17 protein-coding genes, 1 tRNA gene and 1 pseudogene are annotated in these 17,032 nt (G+C 75.4%); 12 read left to right on the top strand and 7 right to left on the bottom strand.

Annotation, left to right across the window (positions count from 1 at the left end):
* Nucleotides 1–40 precede the first annotated feature (40 nt).
* Nucleotides 41–223 carry a hypothetical protein gene (locus GA0070606_RS12495; protein WP_091107652.1) on the top strand — a complete coding sequence of 61 codons (183 nt, stop codon included), beginning with the start codon at nucleotides 41–43 and terminating at the stop codon, nucleotides 221–223.
* 205 nt (nucleotides 224–428) lie between these two features.
* Here GA0070606_RS12495 and GA0070606_RS12490 read toward each other — a convergent pair whose 3' ends face one another.
* The gene (locus tag GA0070606_RS12490) at nucleotides 429–815 is read right to left on the bottom strand and encodes an FmdB family zinc ribbon protein (protein WP_245724662.1); all 387 of its coding nucleotides are present in this window, start codon (nucleotides 813–815) and stop codon (nucleotides 429–431) included.
* Nucleotides 816–998: 183 nt separating this feature from the next.
* The gene (locus GA0070606_RS12485; RefSeq protein WP_091098294.1) at nucleotides 999–1,616 is read right to left on the bottom strand and encodes a 5-formyltetrahydrofolate cyclo-ligase; all 618 of its coding nucleotides are present in this window, start codon (nucleotides 1,614–1,616) and stop codon (nucleotides 999–1,001) included.
* Between the two features lie 85 nt (nucleotides 1,617–1,701).
* On the opposite strand from GA0070606_RS12485, the pseudogene GA0070606_RS34005 reads away from it, so the two are divergent.
* The 5 genes and pseudogenes from GA0070606_RS34005 to sepX all read left to right on the top strand — a co-directional run.
* Nucleotides 1,702–4,097 (top strand): annotated as a pseudogene (locus tag GA0070606_RS34005) (diguanylate cyclase); the annotation flags it as partial.
* Nucleotides 4,098–4,409: 312 nt separating this feature from the next.
* Complete coding sequence (locus GA0070606_RS12470) at nucleotides 4,410–5,372, top strand: UTP--glucose-1-phosphate uridylyltransferase (RefSeq protein ID WP_091098292.1); 963 nt, start codon at nucleotides 4,410–4,412, stop codon at nucleotides 5,370–5,372.
* Entirely contained in the window at nucleotides 5,369–6,682 is a 1,314-nt protein-coding gene (locus tag GA0070606_RS12465; RefSeq protein WP_091098288.1) for a molybdopterin molybdotransferase MoeA, read from the top strand. The genes GA0070606_RS12470 and GA0070606_RS12465 overlap by 4 nt, the downstream gene beginning before the upstream one ends.
* Before the next feature lie 131 nt (nucleotides 6,683–6,813).
* Nucleotides 6,814–7,422: a GNAT family N-acetyltransferase gene (locus tag GA0070606_RS12460; protein WP_425413093.1), complete on the top strand. Its 609-nt coding sequence runs from the start codon at nucleotides 6,814–6,816 to the stop codon at nucleotides 7,420–7,422.
* A gap of 178 nt (nucleotides 7,423–7,600) precedes the next feature.
* Nucleotides 7,601–8,392 carry a divisome protein SepX/GlpR gene (gene sepX, locus GA0070606_RS12455; protein WP_176737306.1) on the top strand — a complete coding sequence of 264 codons (792 nt, stop codon included), beginning with the start codon at nucleotides 7,601–7,603 and terminating at the stop codon, nucleotides 8,390–8,392.
* A 55-nt stretch (nucleotides 8,393–8,447) separates the two neighbouring features.
* Here sepX and GA0070606_RS12450 read toward each other — a convergent pair whose 3' ends face one another.
* On the bottom strand, nucleotides 8,448–9,191 hold the full coding sequence (locus tag GA0070606_RS12450) for a class I SAM-dependent DNA methyltransferase (protein WP_091098275.1): 744 nt from the start codon (nucleotides 9,189–9,191) through the stop codon (nucleotides 8,448–8,450).
* A 254-nt stretch (nucleotides 9,192–9,445) separates the two neighbouring features.
* On the opposite strand from GA0070606_RS12450, the gene GA0070606_RS12445 reads away from it, so the two are divergent.
* Together GA0070606_RS12445 and GA0070606_RS33250 are read left to right on the top strand one after the other, a co-directional pair.
* A tRNA-Ala gene (locus GA0070606_RS12445) sits at nucleotides 9,446–9,519 on the top strand.
* Nucleotides 9,520–10,304: 785 nt separating this feature from the next.
* Nucleotides 10,305–10,613, top strand: coding sequence for a hypothetical protein (locus GA0070606_RS33250; RefSeq protein WP_245724661.1), 309 nt, complete (start codon nucleotides 10,305–10,307; stop codon nucleotides 10,611–10,613).
* 75 nt (nucleotides 10,614–10,688) lie between these two features.
* On the opposite strand, the gene GA0070606_RS12430 is transcribed toward GA0070606_RS33250, so the two are convergent.
* The gene (locus tag GA0070606_RS12430; RefSeq protein ID WP_245724660.1) at nucleotides 10,689–11,210 is read right to left on the bottom strand and encodes a GNAT family N-acetyltransferase; all 522 of its coding nucleotides are present in this window, start codon (nucleotides 11,208–11,210) and stop codon (nucleotides 10,689–10,691) included.
* A gap of 221 nt (nucleotides 11,211–11,431) precedes the next feature.
* On the opposite strand from GA0070606_RS12430, the gene GA0070606_RS12425 reads away from it, so the two are divergent.
* The 3 genes from GA0070606_RS12425 (at nucleotide 11,432) to GA0070606_RS12415 (ending at nucleotide 13,278) form a co-directional block, all read left to right on the top strand.
* Nucleotides 11,432–11,899, top strand: a complete 468-nt coding sequence (locus GA0070606_RS12425) for a GNAT family N-acetyltransferase (protein ID WP_218106009.1) — start codon at nucleotides 11,432–11,434, stop codon at nucleotides 11,897–11,899.
* A gap of 74 nt (nucleotides 11,900–11,973) precedes the next feature.
* Nucleotides 11,974–12,381 carry a hypothetical protein gene (locus GA0070606_RS12420; RefSeq protein WP_091098265.1) on the top strand — a complete coding sequence of 136 codons (408 nt, stop codon included), beginning with the start codon at nucleotides 11,974–11,976 and terminating at the stop codon, nucleotides 12,379–12,381.
* A gap of 171 nt (nucleotides 12,382–12,552) precedes the next feature.
* A complete protein-coding gene (locus GA0070606_RS12415; protein WP_141721653.1) occupies nucleotides 12,553–13,278 on the top strand; it encodes a hypothetical protein in 726 nt (241 codons plus the stop codon).
* 51 nt (nucleotides 13,279–13,329) lie between these two features.
* On the opposite strand, the gene GA0070606_RS12410 is transcribed toward GA0070606_RS12415, so the two are convergent.
* The 3 genes from GA0070606_RS12410 to GA0070606_RS12400 all read right to left on the bottom strand — a co-directional run bounded on the left by GA0070606_RS12410 (nucleotide 13,330) and on the right by GA0070606_RS12400 (nucleotide 16,358).
* A complete protein-coding gene (locus GA0070606_RS12410) occupies nucleotides 13,330–14,451 on the bottom strand; it encodes a DUF4352 domain-containing protein (protein ID WP_091098259.1) in 1,122 nt (373 codons plus the stop codon).
* A gap of 145 nt (nucleotides 14,452–14,596) precedes the next feature.
* Complete coding sequence (locus GA0070606_RS12405) at nucleotides 14,597–15,253, bottom strand: 4'-phosphopantetheinyl transferase family protein (protein ID WP_091098255.1); 657 nt, start codon at nucleotides 15,251–15,253, stop codon at nucleotides 14,597–14,599.
* Nucleotides 15,246–16,358, bottom strand: coding sequence for a winged helix DNA-binding domain-containing protein (locus tag GA0070606_RS12400; protein WP_091098251.1), 1,113 nt, complete (start codon nucleotides 16,356–16,358; stop codon nucleotides 15,246–15,248). Before GA0070606_RS12400 ends, GA0070606_RS12405 begins: the two co-directional genes overlap by 8 nt.
* A gap of 135 nt (nucleotides 16,359–16,493) precedes the next feature.
* Here GA0070606_RS12400 and GA0070606_RS12395 point away from each other — a divergent pair, with 135 nt between their 5' ends.
* Nucleotides 16,494–16,763 carry a hypothetical protein gene (locus GA0070606_RS12395; protein WP_091098246.1) on the top strand — a complete coding sequence of 90 codons (270 nt, stop codon included), beginning with the start codon at nucleotides 16,494–16,496 and terminating at the stop codon, nucleotides 16,761–16,763.
* Nucleotides 16,764–17,032 lie beyond the last annotated feature (269 nt).

The following is a 17,032-nucleotide window of genomic DNA, read 5'->3' as shown; positions in this document are numbered from 1 at the left end:
CGTCGGTGACCGGGCCGGCGCTGCGCTAGTCTTGCCGCTCGTGAGCACCGAGTTTCCGGGGACGCCGGCCGTACGCGGCGACGACGACCGCACGGTCGACCTCAGCGACGACTTCGTGGTGCTGCCCGAGCAGACCGCCGACGACACCGACCGGGGCTGGGGCGAACGCTCCGGCGGCAACGACGACTGGCTGCTGGCCGAGCGCCCCCCGCACTGGGACTGACGTCCCGCCGGGCCGCCGGTCCCGCCCGGCTGTGGAGAACCCACCGGGCCTGTGGATAACCACGATCTGCCTGTGGATGACGCGTCGGTCCTGTGGACAACCAGGGGTGAGGTGACGGCTCACCGGCGGGCAGGCGTCGACCGTTCCCCCGGGCAAGCGACGACCCGGGGCGGCGAGGGCCGGCCCCGGGTCGGTGCGGCGGGCGTCAGGAGGCGCTTGCGGTGCTGGCGGCCGGCGTCTTGCTCGCCCCGCCGCTGGAGCCGTTCGAGCTGGTCGAGGACGAGGACGACGACGAGGCGGTCGAGCCGTTCGACGAGCCGGAGTCGCCGGACGAGGACGAGTCGGACTTCGCCGGCTTGGTCGCGCCGGTGTTCTTGCCCGTGTCGGCGCCCGAGGAGCGCGAGTCCGTCCGGTAGAAGCCGGAGCCCTTGAACACGATGCCGACCGAGTTGAAGAGCTTGCGCAGCCGCCCCTCACACGCCGGGCAGTCGGTCAGCGGCTCGTCAGAGAAGGACTGCACCGCCTCGAGCTGGTGGCCGCACGCGGTGCAGGCGTACTGGTACGTGGGCACGTTCTCCTCCGGATCAGGCACGGCCGATTGGCACTCGACGTCTTCGAGTGCCAATGGTGCGTCATCGCCCCGGATTCGTCCAGCGGAAGTGTGGGGCGCGACACCCCGACGCCCGGAGCGCCGTCCGCCCCGGCACCAGCTCCGGCGCCGGTCGCGCCGCCGGGGACGCCGTCCGCCCCGGCACCAGCACCGGCGCCGGTCGCGTCACCCGGCGGCGGCGTCCAGCGTACGCAGGCCGTCGGCGGGCGTGACCACCGCGCGTACCGGGCGGTCGTGCGGCTCGGCGGGCAGCACCCCGACCAGCTCACCGTCGTGCAGCGGGACCACGGTCACGGCGGTCGCCGGCACCCGGGCCAGCGCCCGGTCGTACGAGCCGCCGCCCCGACCCAGCCGCAGCCCCCGGCGGTCCACCGCGAGCGCCGGCACCACCACCAGCTCCGCCCCGGCCACCGCGTCCCGCCCCAGTCGCGGCCCGGCCGGCTCGCGCATGCCCCGCCCGGCGGCCACCAGGTCGCCCGGCCCGGTCCAGGCGGCCCAGTCGAGGTCGAGGTCGTCGCAGAGCACCGGCAGCAGCAGCTCGCCTCCCGGCGGCAGCGCCCCGTGCAGCACCGCCGGCAGGTCGGGCCCGCCCGGCTCGGAGCCGACCGGCACGTACGCCGTCATCCGGCGCGGGCGCAGCCGGCGTACGAGTGCCACCAGCTCGGCCTGGACGCGCCCGGCGGCGTCGGCCCGCCGCGCGGCGGTGAGCGCCCGGCGGGCGGCGAGCACGGCGGCGCGGGCGTCCCGCTTCGCCGCTTCCGCTTCATGAGAAAAATCGGGCACGCAACACTCCTGACGCAACGTTTGTCACCTGGTTGCTCTGTGTCAGCATCGCAAGCGACGGCGGCGGAACTTCCGGGGGGACCGAGTGACGCTACGCGGGCGGTTGACCACAGCCTTCCTGGCGGTGGTGCTCGGCCCGGTGGTGCTCGGGGCGCTCTTCGTCGGCTCGACAGTGGTGTCGGTCGACCGCAGCCGCTCCACCGAGCGGCTCGCGGTGGCCGCCGCGGCCGTGCGCACCTCGGTCGACGCCCTCTGCCAGCAACTGCGGGCCGCCGCCGACGCGGTGGCCCTGACCGGCGACCGGCCGGGCGCCGCGAGCCAGGTGGTCAGCCGTGGCCTGGCGACCGGCGTGCGGGTCACCGACGTGACCGGCCGGGTCACCTACGCGACGCCCGGCGGGCCGGCGGAGCCCTGGCGCGACTGCTCGGCCGCCACGCCGTCCGCCGGCCCGGTGCGGGCGCTCGCCGCCCGGGTCGACCTGCGCGACCGGTCCGGCGGGTCGCTGGGCACGGTCGCCGCCGCGCACCCGGTCGACCCGGCCTTCGTGGCGCGGCTCGCGGCCGTGACCGGCGTGGCGGTCACGCTGCTCGACGACGCCGAGGCGCCCGTGCGGCTCGCCCACAGCACCGAGTCGACAGGGGTACGCGACGCGGTGCTCGCCGCCGCCGGCACGCTCGACGGGGAGCGGGTCACGGAGACCGCCGACGGCCGTTACGTCCGCCGGGTCGGTCCGTCGGCCGGCCAACCGCTGCCGCTGGTGCTCTCGGTCCCCAGCGAACAGCCGCCCGGCCTCTACCCGGCGCTGCTCGCGGCGGTGCTGGTGGCGGCCCTGCTGGCCGTGGTGGCCGCCTGGCGGCTGGCCCGGGTGACCACCCGTCCGCTCGGGGAGCTGGCGGGCGCGGTGGACCGGGTGGCCCGCGGCGACCTGACGGCCCGGGTGCCGGTGCGCAGCCGGGACGAGATCGGACGGCTGGCCGGTGCCTTCAACCGGATGACCCGGGAGACGGGCACGTACGTGGCGGCGCTGACCAGCAGCCGCGACCAGCTGCGCGGGCACCTCGCGGTGCTGGGCGACACCCTGGCCAGCACGCACGACCTGCAACGCATCCTGCGCGTGATCCTGCACAGCGCGATCGCGGCGACGGGCGCCCGGGCCGGCGCGGTCCTGCTGGTCGACGACGGCGGAGGGCTCGTCGCGCAGTGCACCGAAGGGCTGGACGAGCGCTGCCCGCCGGACGACCGGGCCGGGCCGCTGCGGGTGCCGCTGGGCAGCGGCGTGGTCGGCGCGGTCGCGGCGACGGGCGAACCGCAGCGCGGCCGGGTGGAGCCGACGGCCGCGCCGCCCGGCGAGCCGCGCTGCCGCACGTACATCGCGGTGCCGTTCGCGGCCCCGGGCGCTCCGGGCGCGTCCAGCGGCTCCGGCGCGGCGGCGGGCGCTTCCGGCGCGGTGAGAGCTCCGGGCGGCTCCGGCGGGGCGGCGGGCGCTTCCGGCGCGGTGAGAGCTCCGGGCGGCGCGGGGACGGCCGAGGGCGCCGGGCGGGGGACGGGCCGGCCGCCCGGGCCGGTGCGGAGCCGGCGTCCCCGGCCGGGGCACTCGGCGTGCTCGTCCTCTACGACCGGCTCGGCGCGGACGAGTTCGACGACGACGACCTGGTGACGCTGCGGACCTTCGCCGGCCACGCCGCCGTCGCGGTCGACAACGTGCGGGTGCACGAGGAGGCGCAGCGGCTCTCGTTGACCGACCCGCTGACCGGGCTCTGGAACTACCGGTACCTGCGCGAGTCGATCCGCCGGGAGGTGGAGCGGGCGAGCCGGTTCGGCCGGATGCTCAGCGTCCTCGCCCTCGACCTGGACCGGTTCAAGGAGGTCAACGACACGCACGGGCACGCGGCCGGCGACGCCGTGCTGGCCGAGTTCGCCCGCCGGGTACGCGGCGAGATCCGTGAGGTGGACCTCGCCTTCCGGCAGGGCGGGGAGGAGTTCGTGGTGCTGCTGCCCGAGACCGACGCCCGGGGCGCGGCGATCGTCGCGGAGCGGCTCGGGGCGGCCGTGCGCGAGGCCCCGATGACGGCCGGCGGGCACGGCGGGGGCGGGCCCGTGGCCATCCCGGTCACCGTCTCCATCGGCATCGCCGTCTATCCCGACCACGCCGGCTCAGGGCAGGAGGTGCTGGACGCCGCCGACGACGCGCTCTACGCCGCCAAGGCGGCGGGCCGGGACACCTGGCGGAGCGCCGGCACCCGGACGGCCGACGGCGACCGGACTCCCGACCGTCGGATTGCCGACGAGCCGACCGCCGAGGGCCGGGCCGACGACGGTCGGATTGCCGACGAGCCGACCGCCGAGGGCCGGGCCGACGACGATCGGATTCCCGACGACCCGACCGCCGAGGGCCGGGCCGACGACGATCGGATTCCCGACGACCCGACCGCCGAGGGCCGGGCCGACGACGATCGGATTCCCGACGACCCGACCGCCGGGGAGGGCCGGGTCGACGGTGACCGGGCCGCCGACGGGTGGGGCGATCCGCCGGCCCGGGAGATCCCCGTCCCCGCTGGCGCGGTCACCTCCGAGGACGGCCTGCCGCGTGCCGGGGCCCCGCGTCAGCCGGCCCGCAGCCGCCCGGATCCGGCCGACTCCGCCGACGTCGATCCGCACGCCGGCCCGCCCGGACCCGACGCCGACCCGCGTACCGCGCCGGCCGGGCCCGGTCCCGCACGGCCGGGCACGGGCGGCGGCGCGTCTTCCGGTCCTCACCCTCCACGGCAGAGCCGTGGCCGATAGTCTCGCGACATGTCGGAGCACTCAGCGAACCCCTCATCGGCGACCGCCGCAACCGGTCGCTCCCGCGCGGTCAAAGCCGTCATCCCGGCCGCAGGACTCGCCACCCGGTTCCTGCCGGCCACGAAGGCGGTGCCCAAGGAGCTGCTTCCGGTCGTCGACCGGCCGGTGCTGCAGTACATCGTCGAGGAGGCCGCCCAGGCCGGCATCGGCGACGTCCTGCTGATCACAGGACGGGGCAAGACCTCGATGGTGGACCACTTCGACAGCCGCCCCGACCTGGAGGCCCGGCTGGAGGAGAAGGGCGACGCCGAGCGGCTGGCCGCCGTGCGCCGGCCCGGCGAGCTGGCCGAGATCTACACCTGCCGCCAGCCGGAGCAGCTCGGCCTCGGCCACGCCGTCGGGTACGCCGAGTCGCACGTCGGCGACCAGCCCTTCGCGGTGCTGCTGGGCGACGAGTTCGTGAAGCAGTCCGAGCCGCTGCTGCCGGCCATGTTGGAGCTCCAGGCGCGCACCGGCGGCGTGGTGCTGGCCTTCTTCGAGGTCGACCCGTCGGAGACCAAGCGCTACGGTATCGCCTCGGTCGAGCCGGCCGAGGCGGAGCTGACCGACATCGGCGAGGTCGTCCGGGTCACCGGCATGGTGGAGAAGCCGAAGCCGGAGGACGCGCCGAGCAACCTCGCGGTGCTGGGCCGCTACGTCCTGCCGGCCAGCATCTTCGACGCCATCCGGCGGACGGAACCGGGCAGCGGCGGCGAGATCCAGCTGACCGACGCGATGGAGCTGCTGCGCAACGAGGGCACGCCGGTGCACGCCATCGTCTACCGGGGCACCCGCTACGACACCGGCATGCCGCTGGGCTACCTCCAGACCGTGGTGCAGATCGCCGCCGAGCGCGACGACCTCGGCGGCGAGTTCCGCAAGTGGCTGGCCGAGTTCGTCAACGACGACGCGTCGGGCGTGACTGGTACATGACAGCGTCGGCCGACGCCGAGGCGGCCGCGAACGAGTTGACGCCGCTCGCCGACTACCTGGGCAGCGTGCTGCGCAGGTTACGCGCGCTGCCTCCGCTCGACCTCGACCTCACCCAGGCGCACGGCAACGTCCTCGCTGAGGACGTCGTCGCGCCGCACTCCTTCCCGGCCTTCGACCAGGCGGCCGTGGACGGGTACGCGGCCCGCTGGGAGGACATCTCCGGGGGCGGTCGGGGCGTGGGCTACGTCCCGACCCAGTCGGGCGGGCCGGGCGGACGCAACGTGCGGCTCAACGTCGTCGGCGACCTCGGCGCGGCGAGCTGGCGCCCGGTGCGGCTCACCCCCGGCGCGTGCTTCTCCGTCGCCGCCGGGGCACCGCTGCCGCTCGCCGCGGACGTGGTGGTCCCGGTCGAGTGGACCGACCAGGGCATGGCGGCGGTGGAGATCTTTCGCGTCCCCAAACGGGGGTACGGGGTGCGCCGGGCCGGCGAGGAACTGCCCGCCGGCACCCTGCTGGCCCGCGCCGGCACGTACGTCTCCCCGGCGCTGGTCGCGGTGTTCGCCGCCACCGGCATCGGGCACGTCGTGGTCCGGCCCAGCCCCCGGGTGGTCATCGTGGCCACCGGCGACGAGTTGGTCGACGTGGGCCGGGGCAGCCAGCCCGGCCAGACGGTGGACGCCAACTCGCACGCGCTCACCGCGGCGGCGGCCGAGGTGGGCGCGCTGGCGTACCGGGTCGGCATCTGCGACGACGACCCGGAAGGGCTGCGCGGGCTGCTGGAGGACCAGACGCTGCGCGCCGACCTGATCATCACCACCGGGGGCACCGGCACCGGGCCGGGCGACATGGTGCGGCGGATCCTGTCCCGCCGGGAGGGCAGCCGGGCCGGCCCGGTCACGTTCACCGAGGTGGCGCTCTATCCGGGCACCTCGCTCGGCTTCGGCACGGTCGGCGCCGAGGAGGTGCCCGTGGTGTGTCTACCCGGCGACACGGGCGCGGCCCTGATCGGCTTCGAGGTGCTGGCCCGCCCGGCGATCAACCTGCTGGCCGGGGCGGAACCGGTGTTCCGGCCCAGCGTCCGCGCGCACCTGCTGGAGACGATCTCGTCGCCGGTGGGGCTGCGCGAGTTCCGCCCCGCGCACGTCGCCGAGCGGCGCGGCGGCGGCTACACGGTCCAGCCGCTCAACGGCGGCCCGTACACCCTCTCCGGGCTGGCCGAGGCGAACGGCCTGATGGTGCTCGGCGAGCGGGTGACCACCGCGGCGGCCGGCTCGACGGTGGACGTGCTCCTGCTGGACCGGCGCCGGTGAGCGAGCCCTCGCGGTCGCGGTGGACGGCCGGCCCGGCGCGCGGGGGAGCGGCCTTGCGGGCGCCGTGGTCGCGAGCGGAAGCTGACGCGGTGAATCTGTTCGGGGGTGGGCGGGCGCCGGGATGGCCGGCGGTGCTGGCCGACGGCCCGGTGGTGCTGCGGCCCTACCGGCGGTCGGACGCGGCCGCCTGGTCCGAGGTGCGCCGGGCCAACCAGGAGTGGCTCGCGCCGTGGGAGTCGACCCTGCCGGGAAGCTGGCACGAGCTGAACTCGCCGGCCTCGTTCCGGTGGGTGCACCGCGACCAGCGCCGGTCGGCGCGCACCGGCGAGGGGATGCCGTTCGCGGTCTGCCTGCGCGAGGACGGGCGCGAGCGGCTGGTCGGGCACCTGAACGTGGGCAGCATCGTGCGGCGGGCGTTCTGTTCCGGGTACGTCGGCTACTGGGTGGACTCCCGGGTCGCCGGTCGTGGCATCATCCCCACCGCGATGGCGCTCGCCGTCGACCACGCCTTCGGTCCCGGCGGGCTGCACCGGGTCGAGGTGAACATCCGGCCGGAGAACCGGCCGTCCCGGCGCGTGGTGGAGAAGCTCGGCTTCCGCGAGGAGGCGTACCACGTGCGGTACATGCACATCGACGGTGCGTGGCGGGACCATATCGGATACGCGATGACCAGCGAGGAGGTCGCCGCCGAGGGCGGCCTGCTGGCCCGCTGGCACCGGATCCGCGCCACCACGGGGTGAGCCGTCCCACGGGCGGGATCGGCGCGGCGTGTCACCATCCGCGTCGGCGGCCCGTAACCTCAAGTGACTGCAAGCTGTGGCAAGCGCTGCACCACCCGTACGATCCACGCACCCGACCAGGCTCGGTGGAAGATCCTGCGGTCGGGCGGCGGTTGCTCCGAATTCGGTGACGGGAGGGGTGAGGGTGCCGACCTCGGTGCTCCTCGCCGTCCTCGCCGCCGCCGGCCTGCTCGCCCTCGCCCCGGCGCTGGTCCGCCGGTACGACGCCACCGAGCGGCTGGTGGCGGAGCGGGCGCAGTCGACGGCGCGGGTGCTCCAGCGCCGCCGGCGGCGTCGTACTGTCCCGGGACGGCGGCCGGTCCATCCGCCCCGCTCGCTCGTCGTCACGCTCAGCGAGGACAAGGACACGGGCGGTCTCGCCGCCCCGGTCTCCGCGCCGCCCGCGGCCCGCCGGCCGAGCCGGCTGCGCGCCGTGCCGCCCGCACCGAAGAAGAACCGCCGCCGGCCGCCGCCGCGCCGGCAGCACACCCCCGCCGTCTACCGGCGGCGCCGGGTGCTCGCCGCGCTGCTGCTGCTCAACTTCGTCGAGCTGATCGGCGTGGTCGTGGTCAGCCCCGGCTTCTGGATCAGCTTCGGCGTCACCGCCACGCTGCTCGTCGCGTACGTCGTACACCTGCGGGCGCGGGCGGTGGCGGAGCGCCGGCGGCGGCGGGCGCGGGCCCGGGAGGCCGCGTGGCTGGCCGCCCGCCAGGCCGAGGTGCGGCGCGAGCAGGCCCGCCGGGCGGCGGCCCGCCGGGAGGCGCAGCGCCGCCTGGCGGCCCAGCGTGAGGCGGTACGCCGTGCCGCGATGGGCCTGGACCGGCCCACCGACCTGCCGGCGGCGGCCAACGGCGCCTCCGTCTCCTACCGGCGTGCGGGCGGCCTGCGGGGCCGCCCCTACCAGTCCGGCCGCGGCACCCACCCCGCCTGATGCCCGTCGGGGCGAGCATGGTCGGTCTCTGCCCGGCCGGGCCGGTCCGCGGTGATCAGTTCGGGGCCGGCAGGCGGTAGACGGACACGTGCGACCGCGAGTCCGCGGTGAACTCGGTGCCGGACCAGTCCGCGTGCCGGCTCTCCAGCTCGAAGCCGGCCAGTTGACCCATTAGGTCCAGCTCCGCGGGCCAGATGTAGCGGTGCGGCGAGCGGAACAGCCGGGCCTGCGTGCTCCCGTCGAACCGGAAGTGGTGCGACACCACCCGCTGGCGCAGCACGTCGTAGGTGTCCAGGCCGATGTAGCCCGGCTCCGTCAGCCAGACCGTCGCCTCCTGGCCCATCGGGAGTTTGCGCAGCTCCGGCACCCACAGCTCGATCACGAACCGGCCGCCCGGGGCGAGGTGACGGGCGGCGTTGCGGAAGCACGCCACCTGCTCGGCCTGGGTGAGCAGGTTCGAGATCGTGTTGTAGACCAGGTAGACCAGCGAGAACTCGCCGGGCACGGTGTCGCTCGCCATGTCGCCGACGACCACCGGGACCGTTGCCTCGTCCACCTTCGTACGCAGCCGCCGCACCATCGGGCGGGACAGCTCGATGCCGCTGACCGGCACCCCGCGCGCGGCGAGTGGAACGGCCACCCGGCCGGTGCCGACGGCGAATTCGAGCGCCGCACCGCCGCCGGCCAGCTCGGCCAGGCGCTCCACCGTCGGCCCCAGCACCTCGGGGGCGAACATGCCGGCGCCGGGGGTGTCGTACCTGTCGGCGGCCTCGTCGTCCCAGACGTCCTCTTGTCGCATCCGCCCCACGCTGCGCCTCTCCGCCCGCGTTGTCCATCGATTTCCCCGCCGCCCGCCCGCTCCCCGAGGCCCGCGCTCGCGTCGGAAAGGGCCCTTCGGGCTCCCGCTCGCCGGTACGACCGAAAGGGCCGCTTCGCGCGCCAAGATCTCGAAGGGCGGGGGGTGGATTCGCGGCGGGGGCGGTCGACCTGTTAGCCTTGTCGCCGGCCCGCCCGGTGACAGCCGGGTGGGACCGAAGCCGGTTCGCCGGCGGAGGGGCTGTGGCGCAGACCGGTAGCGCACCTCGTTCGCATCGAGGGGGTCAGGGGTTCAAATCCCCTCAGCTCCACCCAGTTCAAAGGCCGTTTCCCGCAGTGGGAGACGGCCTTTTTCAACAGACGCTGCACTTACCCGGGCTTGTCGGGCAGCCAGGACGCAGCGAAAGGGCTGCCAGCGGCTGGCACGAGACGATACAAGGCGGCAGGGAAAGCGTAGCTCTGCCTCATGAGGCGGCAGCGGACGACAGCCGACAGTGCGCCGCACCCGTGTTCACACCGAAGGAGTCGGAGCCCGTCGGGTCGCGAGGTGCTGGCCGACTGCGAGCCCGAGCGCCGAAGTGACGCAAGCCGGGATGGCGGCGAGGACCAGGACGAGCGCGTCCCCAGCGAGGCTGTGGTAGGGCGAGTTCAGCCAGGTACCGGCGTAAAAGGAAGTCAACAGCATCAGCGCCGACACAACCCAACTTCGGTGGTTCCCACGGCTCAACACCACGCCGACCAGAAGGCCAGCGCCGCCAAGTCCGAGAGCCATGACGAGGAAAGCGATAGGGGCGCGTTGGACCGAGCCGCCCTCCCCAGCCGAGAACCAACCCACCGACAACCCGAGTCCAACCGCCAACATGCCTGCCCACGAACGGCTATCGAGTCGCATAGCTGGACGGTAGCAACATCCGACGGACTTCCTGCCGTGCCCGCTGTGCCCGCAGGGCCGATCAACAAAGGGCACCAACAGCACCAGCCAGTCCGATCCTGGCAGCGGGTGAGCGAAAAGCCGACCCGCTCACCAGCACGGCTGTAGGAGCATGTTCTGCGAGTCAAGGCACCTTCCAAACTGACCGTGCGAGGATGAGTGGCCATGAGCCCCGACGCCTGGCGCTTGCTCGGCGGCAGAGCTGAGCGAGCAAAGCGCTCGTGGCCAGCGATCAAGTCGGCACTGCCTGTGGGTGCACGAGTCCGCGTGCGGGTGCTCGCGGCGATGCCGTTCGGCGTCTTCGTCGAGATCGGCGGCCAGCCGGATGCGCTTGGCCTGCTGGAGATAACCGCGCTCCCGCGCGGCAGCGAGCTTCCAACTGTTGGCGTCTACTTCGACGCGGTCGTGGCCGACTACGCCGCTCACAACTGGCAGGTGAGACTACGGCCAGTCGAAGTCGAAGCCGGCGGCTGAGTGACTAGCTGGGTGACGATCGGGGTGTGCAGCGGGAGCAGGACGCGGTGACGCGCAGGCCGGGCACGGGCGTGCCTACCCTGCCGTCGTCGGCGTGGGGCGACGCATGCAGACGCGGGGCCAGCGGTCGAGCCCGTGGGCGGCCTCGCGTTCGCGGACGGCCCGCAGCCCCGGCGTGAGGTCGGCGTCGTCGACGACCAGGAAGCCACAGCGTACGTAGTAGGGGGCGTTCCACGGCACGTCGGCGAACGTGGTGAGGGTCAGGGCCGGTACGCCGGTGGCCGCCGCCCGGCCGGCGAGGTGGTCGAGCAGGCGGCGTCCCACCCCACGCCGCGCGTGGCGGGGATGCACCGAGACCTGCTCGACGTGCAGGTTCCCGTCGACGGTGTCGGCGACGAGGTAGCCGACCGGCACGTCGGCGGAGTCGGTCGCGACCCACGCCCGGCCCGCCCGCCGGTAGCGGTCGAGGACGTCGAGCGGCAGCGGCTCGTCGTCGGCTATCTCCGGCATGCCGACGTCGCGGAAGCACTCCCCGGCCGCACGCTCGATGTCCCGCAGGACGGAAAGTTCGGTCCGGCTGACTTCTCGGATGCGCACGAAAGGCAGTGTGCCGCCGCCCGCGCCCGGCGTCGTCGGCATTTCCGCCGCCGGCGCCCGGCGTCGTCGGCATTTCCGCCGCCGGCGCCCGGCGTCGTCGGCATTTCCGCCGCCGGCGCCCGGCGTCGCGCCCGCCGTCGCCGGCATTTCGCCGCCCGCCGGGGCGGCACGCGGCCGAGGACGGTCGTACGCTCCGGATCGCGGCGTGATCCACTGGGCCGGTGGAGATCGTGGAGATCGAGCCGCGCGACGACGAACCGCTGGCGCGGGACCTGCTGTCGGTGCAGCGGGCGGCGTACGCGGTGGAGGCGTCGATCATCGGTGACGACCGTATTCCGCCGCTGCGCGAGTCGCTCGACGAGTTGCGGGCGGCGCCGCTGCGCTGGCTCGGTCACTTCGACGGCCGGCGGCTGGTCGGTGCCCTCGCGCTGACCGGCGACGCCGCCGAGGTGGACATCCACCGGCTCGTCGTCGACCCCGCCGCCCACCGGCAGGGGCTGGGCAGGGCTTTGGTGCGTGCGGCGCTGGCCCTGGCGGGAAACCGGCGCGTCATCGTCGCCACCGGCAGGGACAACCTGCCGGCGCGAGCCCTGTACGAGTCTCTCGGCTTCGTGCCGGCCGGCGAGACGGAGGTCGTCCCTCGCCTGTGGATCGCGCGGTACGTCCGCCATCCCGCCCTCGCCGCGTGAGCACCCCGGCCCTGGACCGGCTCGCCGCCCGGCTGCCCGCCCCCGGCGCGTCCGGGGGAACGTAGACTGCGCCGATGGGGCGGGGCAGCGGCGCGCGGCTGCTGGTCGTCGGCGAGGCGACGTACCGCTGGTCGGTCACCCATCGCCACCACGTCGATCGGGGCGACGACGGCTGGCCGCGCTGCGGCGAGCGCCTCGCGGTGAGCCGCGACGGCGCGCCGGGCAGGCTGGGGATCCTCTTCATGGGCGGCCCGGGGCGCGCGGTGCCCGACGGATACCTGCCCTCCGGCGGGGTGGCGACCGGTGACGGCCACCTGAACCTGCACCGGCCGGGCGTGGTGCGGGCGCTGCTCGACGAGGCGCTCGCGCGGGGCTGGCGCCCCACCGACCCAGGCCACCCCGAGTGGGACGGATGGGACCTGTTCGACGCCGCCGTGGCCCGGGTCCGCGCCGCGGAGTCCGCCGCGCGCACCCGGTCCTGAGGGGACGCACCCGGGGCCCGACCTGAGGGCCGGGCCGCCGCCAGCCTGGTCGCGTGAGCCGAGCCGCCGCCAGCCTGGTCGCGTCAGCCGGGCCGCCGCCAGCCTGGTCGCGTCAGCCGGGCCGCCGTCAGCCGGGGTGCCACGCGTGCGGGCGGTCACTACGCTGCCGCCGTGGAGCGGATGACGACCGTGCTCTTCCTGGGCGGGTGCGGGGGGCTCGCCGTCCTCCTGGGGGTGGGACTCGTCGCGCTGGTCGTGACGGCCCACCGGCGGGAGCGGGAGCGGCGGGAACGGTGGCGGCAGTGGGCGGCCCACCACGGCTGGGCGTACGTCGAGCGGCCCCGGGTCGCCTGGACCGACCGGGTGCCGGGGCGCAACCGCCGGGGCGTGCGGTTCGCGCTGACCGGGAGGCTGCACGGCCGCCCCGTCGGGGTGGCCGAGTACGAGCACACCGAGACGCACACGTCGACCGACGCGAACGGCAACCAGACGACCAACTCGCAGACGCACGTGTACGTCGTCTGTTCGGTGTGGTTGCGGTGGCAGTTCCCGGCGCTCACGGTCGCGCCGCGCGGCGTGTTCTCGAAGCTGGGCCGCGCGCTGTTCGGCAGCGACGTCTACGCCACCGGGCACGAGGAGTTCGACCGGCGGTGGCGGGTGGGCGCGGCGGCCCCGGGGCAGCAGGCCCTGGTCGGGCCGGCCCTGGTCGCCGCGCACCTGGCGGGGGCGGTGCCGGCCTGGAGCGTGCGCGGCGCCGAGCTGATCACCTACCGGGCCGGGCGGCTGGAGGATCCCGCGCTGGTGCCGTCGCTGCTGGCCCCGCTGGTCACGGTCGCCGGCCTGCTGGAGCAGGGGCCGGTGGTCGGGCGCCCGGTGGGCGGGGGGCCGGGCCGCTGAGCGCGGAAGGCCGGCCCCGAGGGGGACCGGCCTTCCGTCATCGGCAGCGGACTACGGCTTCCAGGAGCCGGCGCTGCGGAAGTTGTGCTTGTACTCCAGCGCGCCGTTCTTGTCGCGGACGTTGAACACGACCGTGCCGGCCCGCTTGCTGCCCGTACGCAGGTTGTTGCCGGAGCTCAGCGTGTCGCCGCAGCCGGAGAGCGCGCTGGCCAGGCCGTTGGTCGTGGTGCCGTCGTCGGCCACCCACTCGAAGTAGAAGGGGTTGATGGAGGCCTCGCCCTTGGTCACCGTGGCGGTGACGTGGGCGATCAGGTACATGCCCTTGTCGGGATCGGGGGCGTACGCCCGGCAGCCCTTGGTGGAGGTGGTGAAGCGCGTGACGGTGACCTCGAGCGTCCCGTCGTCGTCGGAGAGCACCAGCGTGTCGCCGGGCTTCATGTTGTAGGTCTCGTCGTCCTTGCCCGGGGCGGAGCTGGAACCGGGCCCGCCGCCCGGCGCGTTGGTGGTGATCGGGGTGGGCAGGGCCTTCTCGAGGTCGTCCTTCGCCTTGTCGGCGCCCGCGACGATCGCCACGATGCCGCCGACGCAGCAGAGCAGGGTCAGCACGACCGCCACGATCGCGATGATCAGGATCGGCTTCTTCGAGCTCTTCGCCGGCGCGACCGGCTGCGGTGCGCCGAGCGGGTAGCCGGGCGCGCCGGACGCCATCTGCGGGTAGGGCGTGCCGGAGAGCGGCGGCTGCGGCATCCCGGAGACCGGCTGGTGCGGCGCGGCCCACGGCTCGCCGGAGACCGGCGGCTGGGACGCCCCGGACACCGAGGGCTGCGCCCAGGGCTCGCCCGGGGCGCCGGAGACCGGGGGCTGGGGAGCGCCGGAGACCGGGGGCTGCGCCCAGGGCTCGCCCGGAGCGCCGGAGACCGGGGGCTGCGGGGCGCCGGAGACCGGCGGCTGGGGCGCGGCCCACGGGTCGCTGCTCGGCTGCGGCACGGGCGGCAGCGGGGCCCACGGGTCGCCCGCGGGCTGCGGCGCGCCGGATACCGGCGGCTGGGGCGGGTAGCCGCCCTGGCCGGCGGGAGGCTGCGGCGTCGGTGCCGTCGGGTACGGCTGCGGCTGCTGCTCCGGGCTCGGTTGGTTGGGATCCTGCGGCCCGTATGGGGGCTGGGGGTGACTCACCGTACTCCTAGGCACCTGACGACGACGGCAAACGCGGCTGACGCTACCGTGCGCGGACAACGGAACATCTTCGCGTCTTTCGTGGCGGGACGCTGTCCCCTGAACGGACGCTGTGCCCGGTCGAAGAGGCGACGGCCCCGGCGGGTCACACCGACGGCAGCACGGCGGCGGTGCGCACCAGGGCGTCGTCCACCCTGAATCGGCCGGTGACCAGGGCCGGCGGCCGCGCCACCGGGGCGGCGTCGAGCCGGGCCGGCGCGATGCGGGCGGTGAACGTGCCCGCGTCCGGGTCGAGCTCCACCAGCGCGTCGTGGAAGTCGAGCCAGGTGCCGACGACCGGATGCCACACCTTGTAGATGCTCTCCTTCGCGCTGAACAGCACGGCCGGCCAGGCGGTCCCGGCCGGGAGGCGGGCGCACCGCTCCTCCTCCTCGGGCAGGCAGATCAGCCGGCGTACGCCCGCGTCGAGCTCCCGGTGCCGCTCGGCGTCGATGCCCACGGAGCGGACCTCGGCGTCGCGGGCCACCGCCGCCGCGCAGTAGTCGCGGGTGTGGGTGATGGCGCCGACCACGCCCGCCGGCCAGACCGGCGACCGGTCGGCCGCCGACGGCACGGCGACCGGCGGCACGCCGAGCGCCGCCATGGCCCGCCGGGCGCACACCCGGCCGGCGGTGAAGTCGCGGCGGCGGCTCTGGACCGCCCGGTCGCTCAGGCACGCCCGTTCGGGCGGCAGCAGCTCGCCGGTCCAGTCCGCCGGCCCGGCCACCGCCACGGCCACCGCCGGCGGCAGCAGGTCACGCATCGCCGCTGCCCGAGAGGTACGCCCGCACGCGCGCCCGCTCGGCGTCGAGGCCGTCTGCCGGCACCGGCGGCGACTCCGGCCACAGGTCCACCGCCGGTTCGCCGTCGCGCGCCTCCCAGGTGCCGACGACCCGCCCCCGGTGCACCACGACCGGCGAGATCCACCCGGCGGCCCGGCTGACCGCGGCGCGCCGGGCGGCCGGGACGATCGTGCTGTCCTTCGTGCCCGGCCCGAGGACCCACTGGTCGAAGGCGGGCAGCAGGCGTACGGCGTCGTCGGGGCGGGCGGCGGCGATCTCGTCCACGTCGACGGCCCGGGCGTACGCGGGTCGGTCGTCGACGGTCACCGGCACCAGTTCGCCGGCGTCGACCAGGCGGGCGAACCAGCCGCGCAGCGCGGGCCGCTTCGAGCCGCCCCGGCTCAGCCACTGGTCGAAGGTCTCCGGGCTCGCCGGCCCGTACGCGCCCAGCCAGGCCGGCACGACCCGGGACGCCGCCTCCGTCGGGTCGGGCAGCCCGGGCCAGTCGGGCAGCAGCGTCTCGGGTCGGGTGAAGGTGACGCGGTTGCCCTCGGCCGGCCCCTGCACCAGCAGGCCCTGCCAGGCCAGCGGCTTGAACAGGGCCCCCCAGCCCGACCCGAGGTGCCCGGCGATCGTTCGGTCGCCGGTGCGTTCCACGATCTCGGCGGTGAGCTGCTCCCGGGTGAGCGTCCGGCCGTCCAGCGCGGCGGCGGCCGCCTCGGCTGTCGCCGCGAGCTTGTCCACGGTCACGAAGGTGCGCTGCCACGAGCCCTTCTCCCAGAACCGGCCGGCGGCCAGCAGGGAGAGGCAGGCGGGCGCGTCCTCGACGCGCAGCACGTGCAGGGTGCCGCGCATCGCCCAGGTGCGCAGCAGCCGCCGCCGCGCCAGCGCGTCGGCGAGCGCCCCGGGGCGGGGGTCGGCCTGCCGGGCGGCGACGGCCTGCTCGGCGGCGGAGGGGACCTGTGCCTGCACCCCGACCAGCCGACCGACCACGTCCACGGGGTCCACGTCCGCCGGGCGGTGCAGCAGGTGCCGGCCGGCCCGCCAGGCCAGCACCTGGTCGACGGTCAGCGTCGCGAGGGCCATGGTTGGTGAACGTACCGCAACCGCGTAACGCCGCGGTGTGCCCGGACGCTGAACAGGCGTCGCCGGGGGGCGACCTTCATCCATGTTCGACGACGGCCCGGGCCGGGCCGTCACCTGGAATCGGAGAGGGCTGCGATGACCGGTGGTGCCCAGGACCCGGCGTACCCAGTGGAGGAGCACACGCCGTCGACGCCTGAGTGGACGTGCGACACCTGCGGCGCCGAGTGGCCGTGCGCCGCCAAGCGCGCCCGGCTGCTGATGGAATACCAGGTCGACCGCGCCGCGCTCAGCGTCTACCTGGGGTCGTGTCTCGCGGCCGCCACGGAGGACCTGCCGCCCGCCCCCGGTACGTCACTGCAGGACCGGTTCATCGGCTGGCTGCCCCGGACGCCGAGGAGCATCTGATCTCCGGCCCGGTGATCGCGGAGCCCCGCCGTCCCGCCGACGGGATCCGTCCGCCGCCCGTGGCACGGCCGGATTACCGTCCCGGGTGCCTTTGGTGAGGGTCGAATTTACGTCATCTGAACATCCGGATTAATCGCGTGGACCGGACGCCGATGACGAAGCGCCCAGTCGGGCCGGAAACCCCGTGAGCTGGTCGGATTCTCGCGGCGGCGGTCCCCTTGAGCGGCTCTTCCGGCCCGAACGGTCGGCGACGGGGGCCGCCCGGGTGC

The sequence above is a fragment of the Micromonospora citrea genome, assembly GCF_900090315.1.
Taxonomy (GTDB): domain Bacteria; phylum Actinomycetota; class Actinomycetes; order Mycobacteriales; family Micromonosporaceae; genus Micromonospora; species Micromonospora citrea.
The sequence above is the reverse complement of the archived record's forward strand: the minus strand, read 5'-3'. Positions and strand labels throughout refer to the sequence as shown.

Bases quoted from the DNA above. Each gene is read 5' to 3' on its own strand.
- GA0070606_RS12400 (WP_091098251.1), bottom strand. From the start codon at position 16,358: ATGGCCCTCGCGACGCTGACCGTCGACCAGGTGCTGGCCTGGCGGGCC.
- GA0070606_RS12465 (WP_091098288.1), top strand. From the start codon at position 5,369: ATGACAGCGTCGGCCGACGCCGAGGCGGCCGCGAACGAGTTGACGCCG.
- GA0070606_RS12395 (WP_091098246.1), top strand. From the start codon at position 16,494: ATGACCGGTGGTGCCCAGGACCCGGCGTACCCAGTGGAGGAGCACACG.
- GA0070606_RS12420 (WP_091098265.1), top strand. From the start codon at position 11,974: ATGGGGCGGGGCAGCGGCGCGCGGCTGCTGGTCGTCGGCGAGGCGACG.
- GA0070606_RS12450 (WP_091098275.1), bottom strand. From the start codon at position 9,191: ATGCGACAAGAGGACGTCTGGGACGACGAGGCCGCCGACAGGTACGAC.
- GA0070606_RS12405 (WP_091098255.1), bottom strand. From the start codon at position 15,253: ATGCGTGACCTGCTGCCGCCGGCGGTGGCCGTGGCGGTGGCCGGGCCG.
- GA0070606_RS12470 (WP_091098292.1), top strand. From the start codon at position 4,410: ATGTCGGAGCACTCAGCGAACCCCTCATCGGCGACCGCCGCAACCGGT.
- GA0070606_RS33250 (WP_245724661.1), top strand. From the start codon at position 10,305: ATGAGCCCCGACGCCTGGCGCTTGCTCGGCGGCAGAGCTGAGCGAGCA.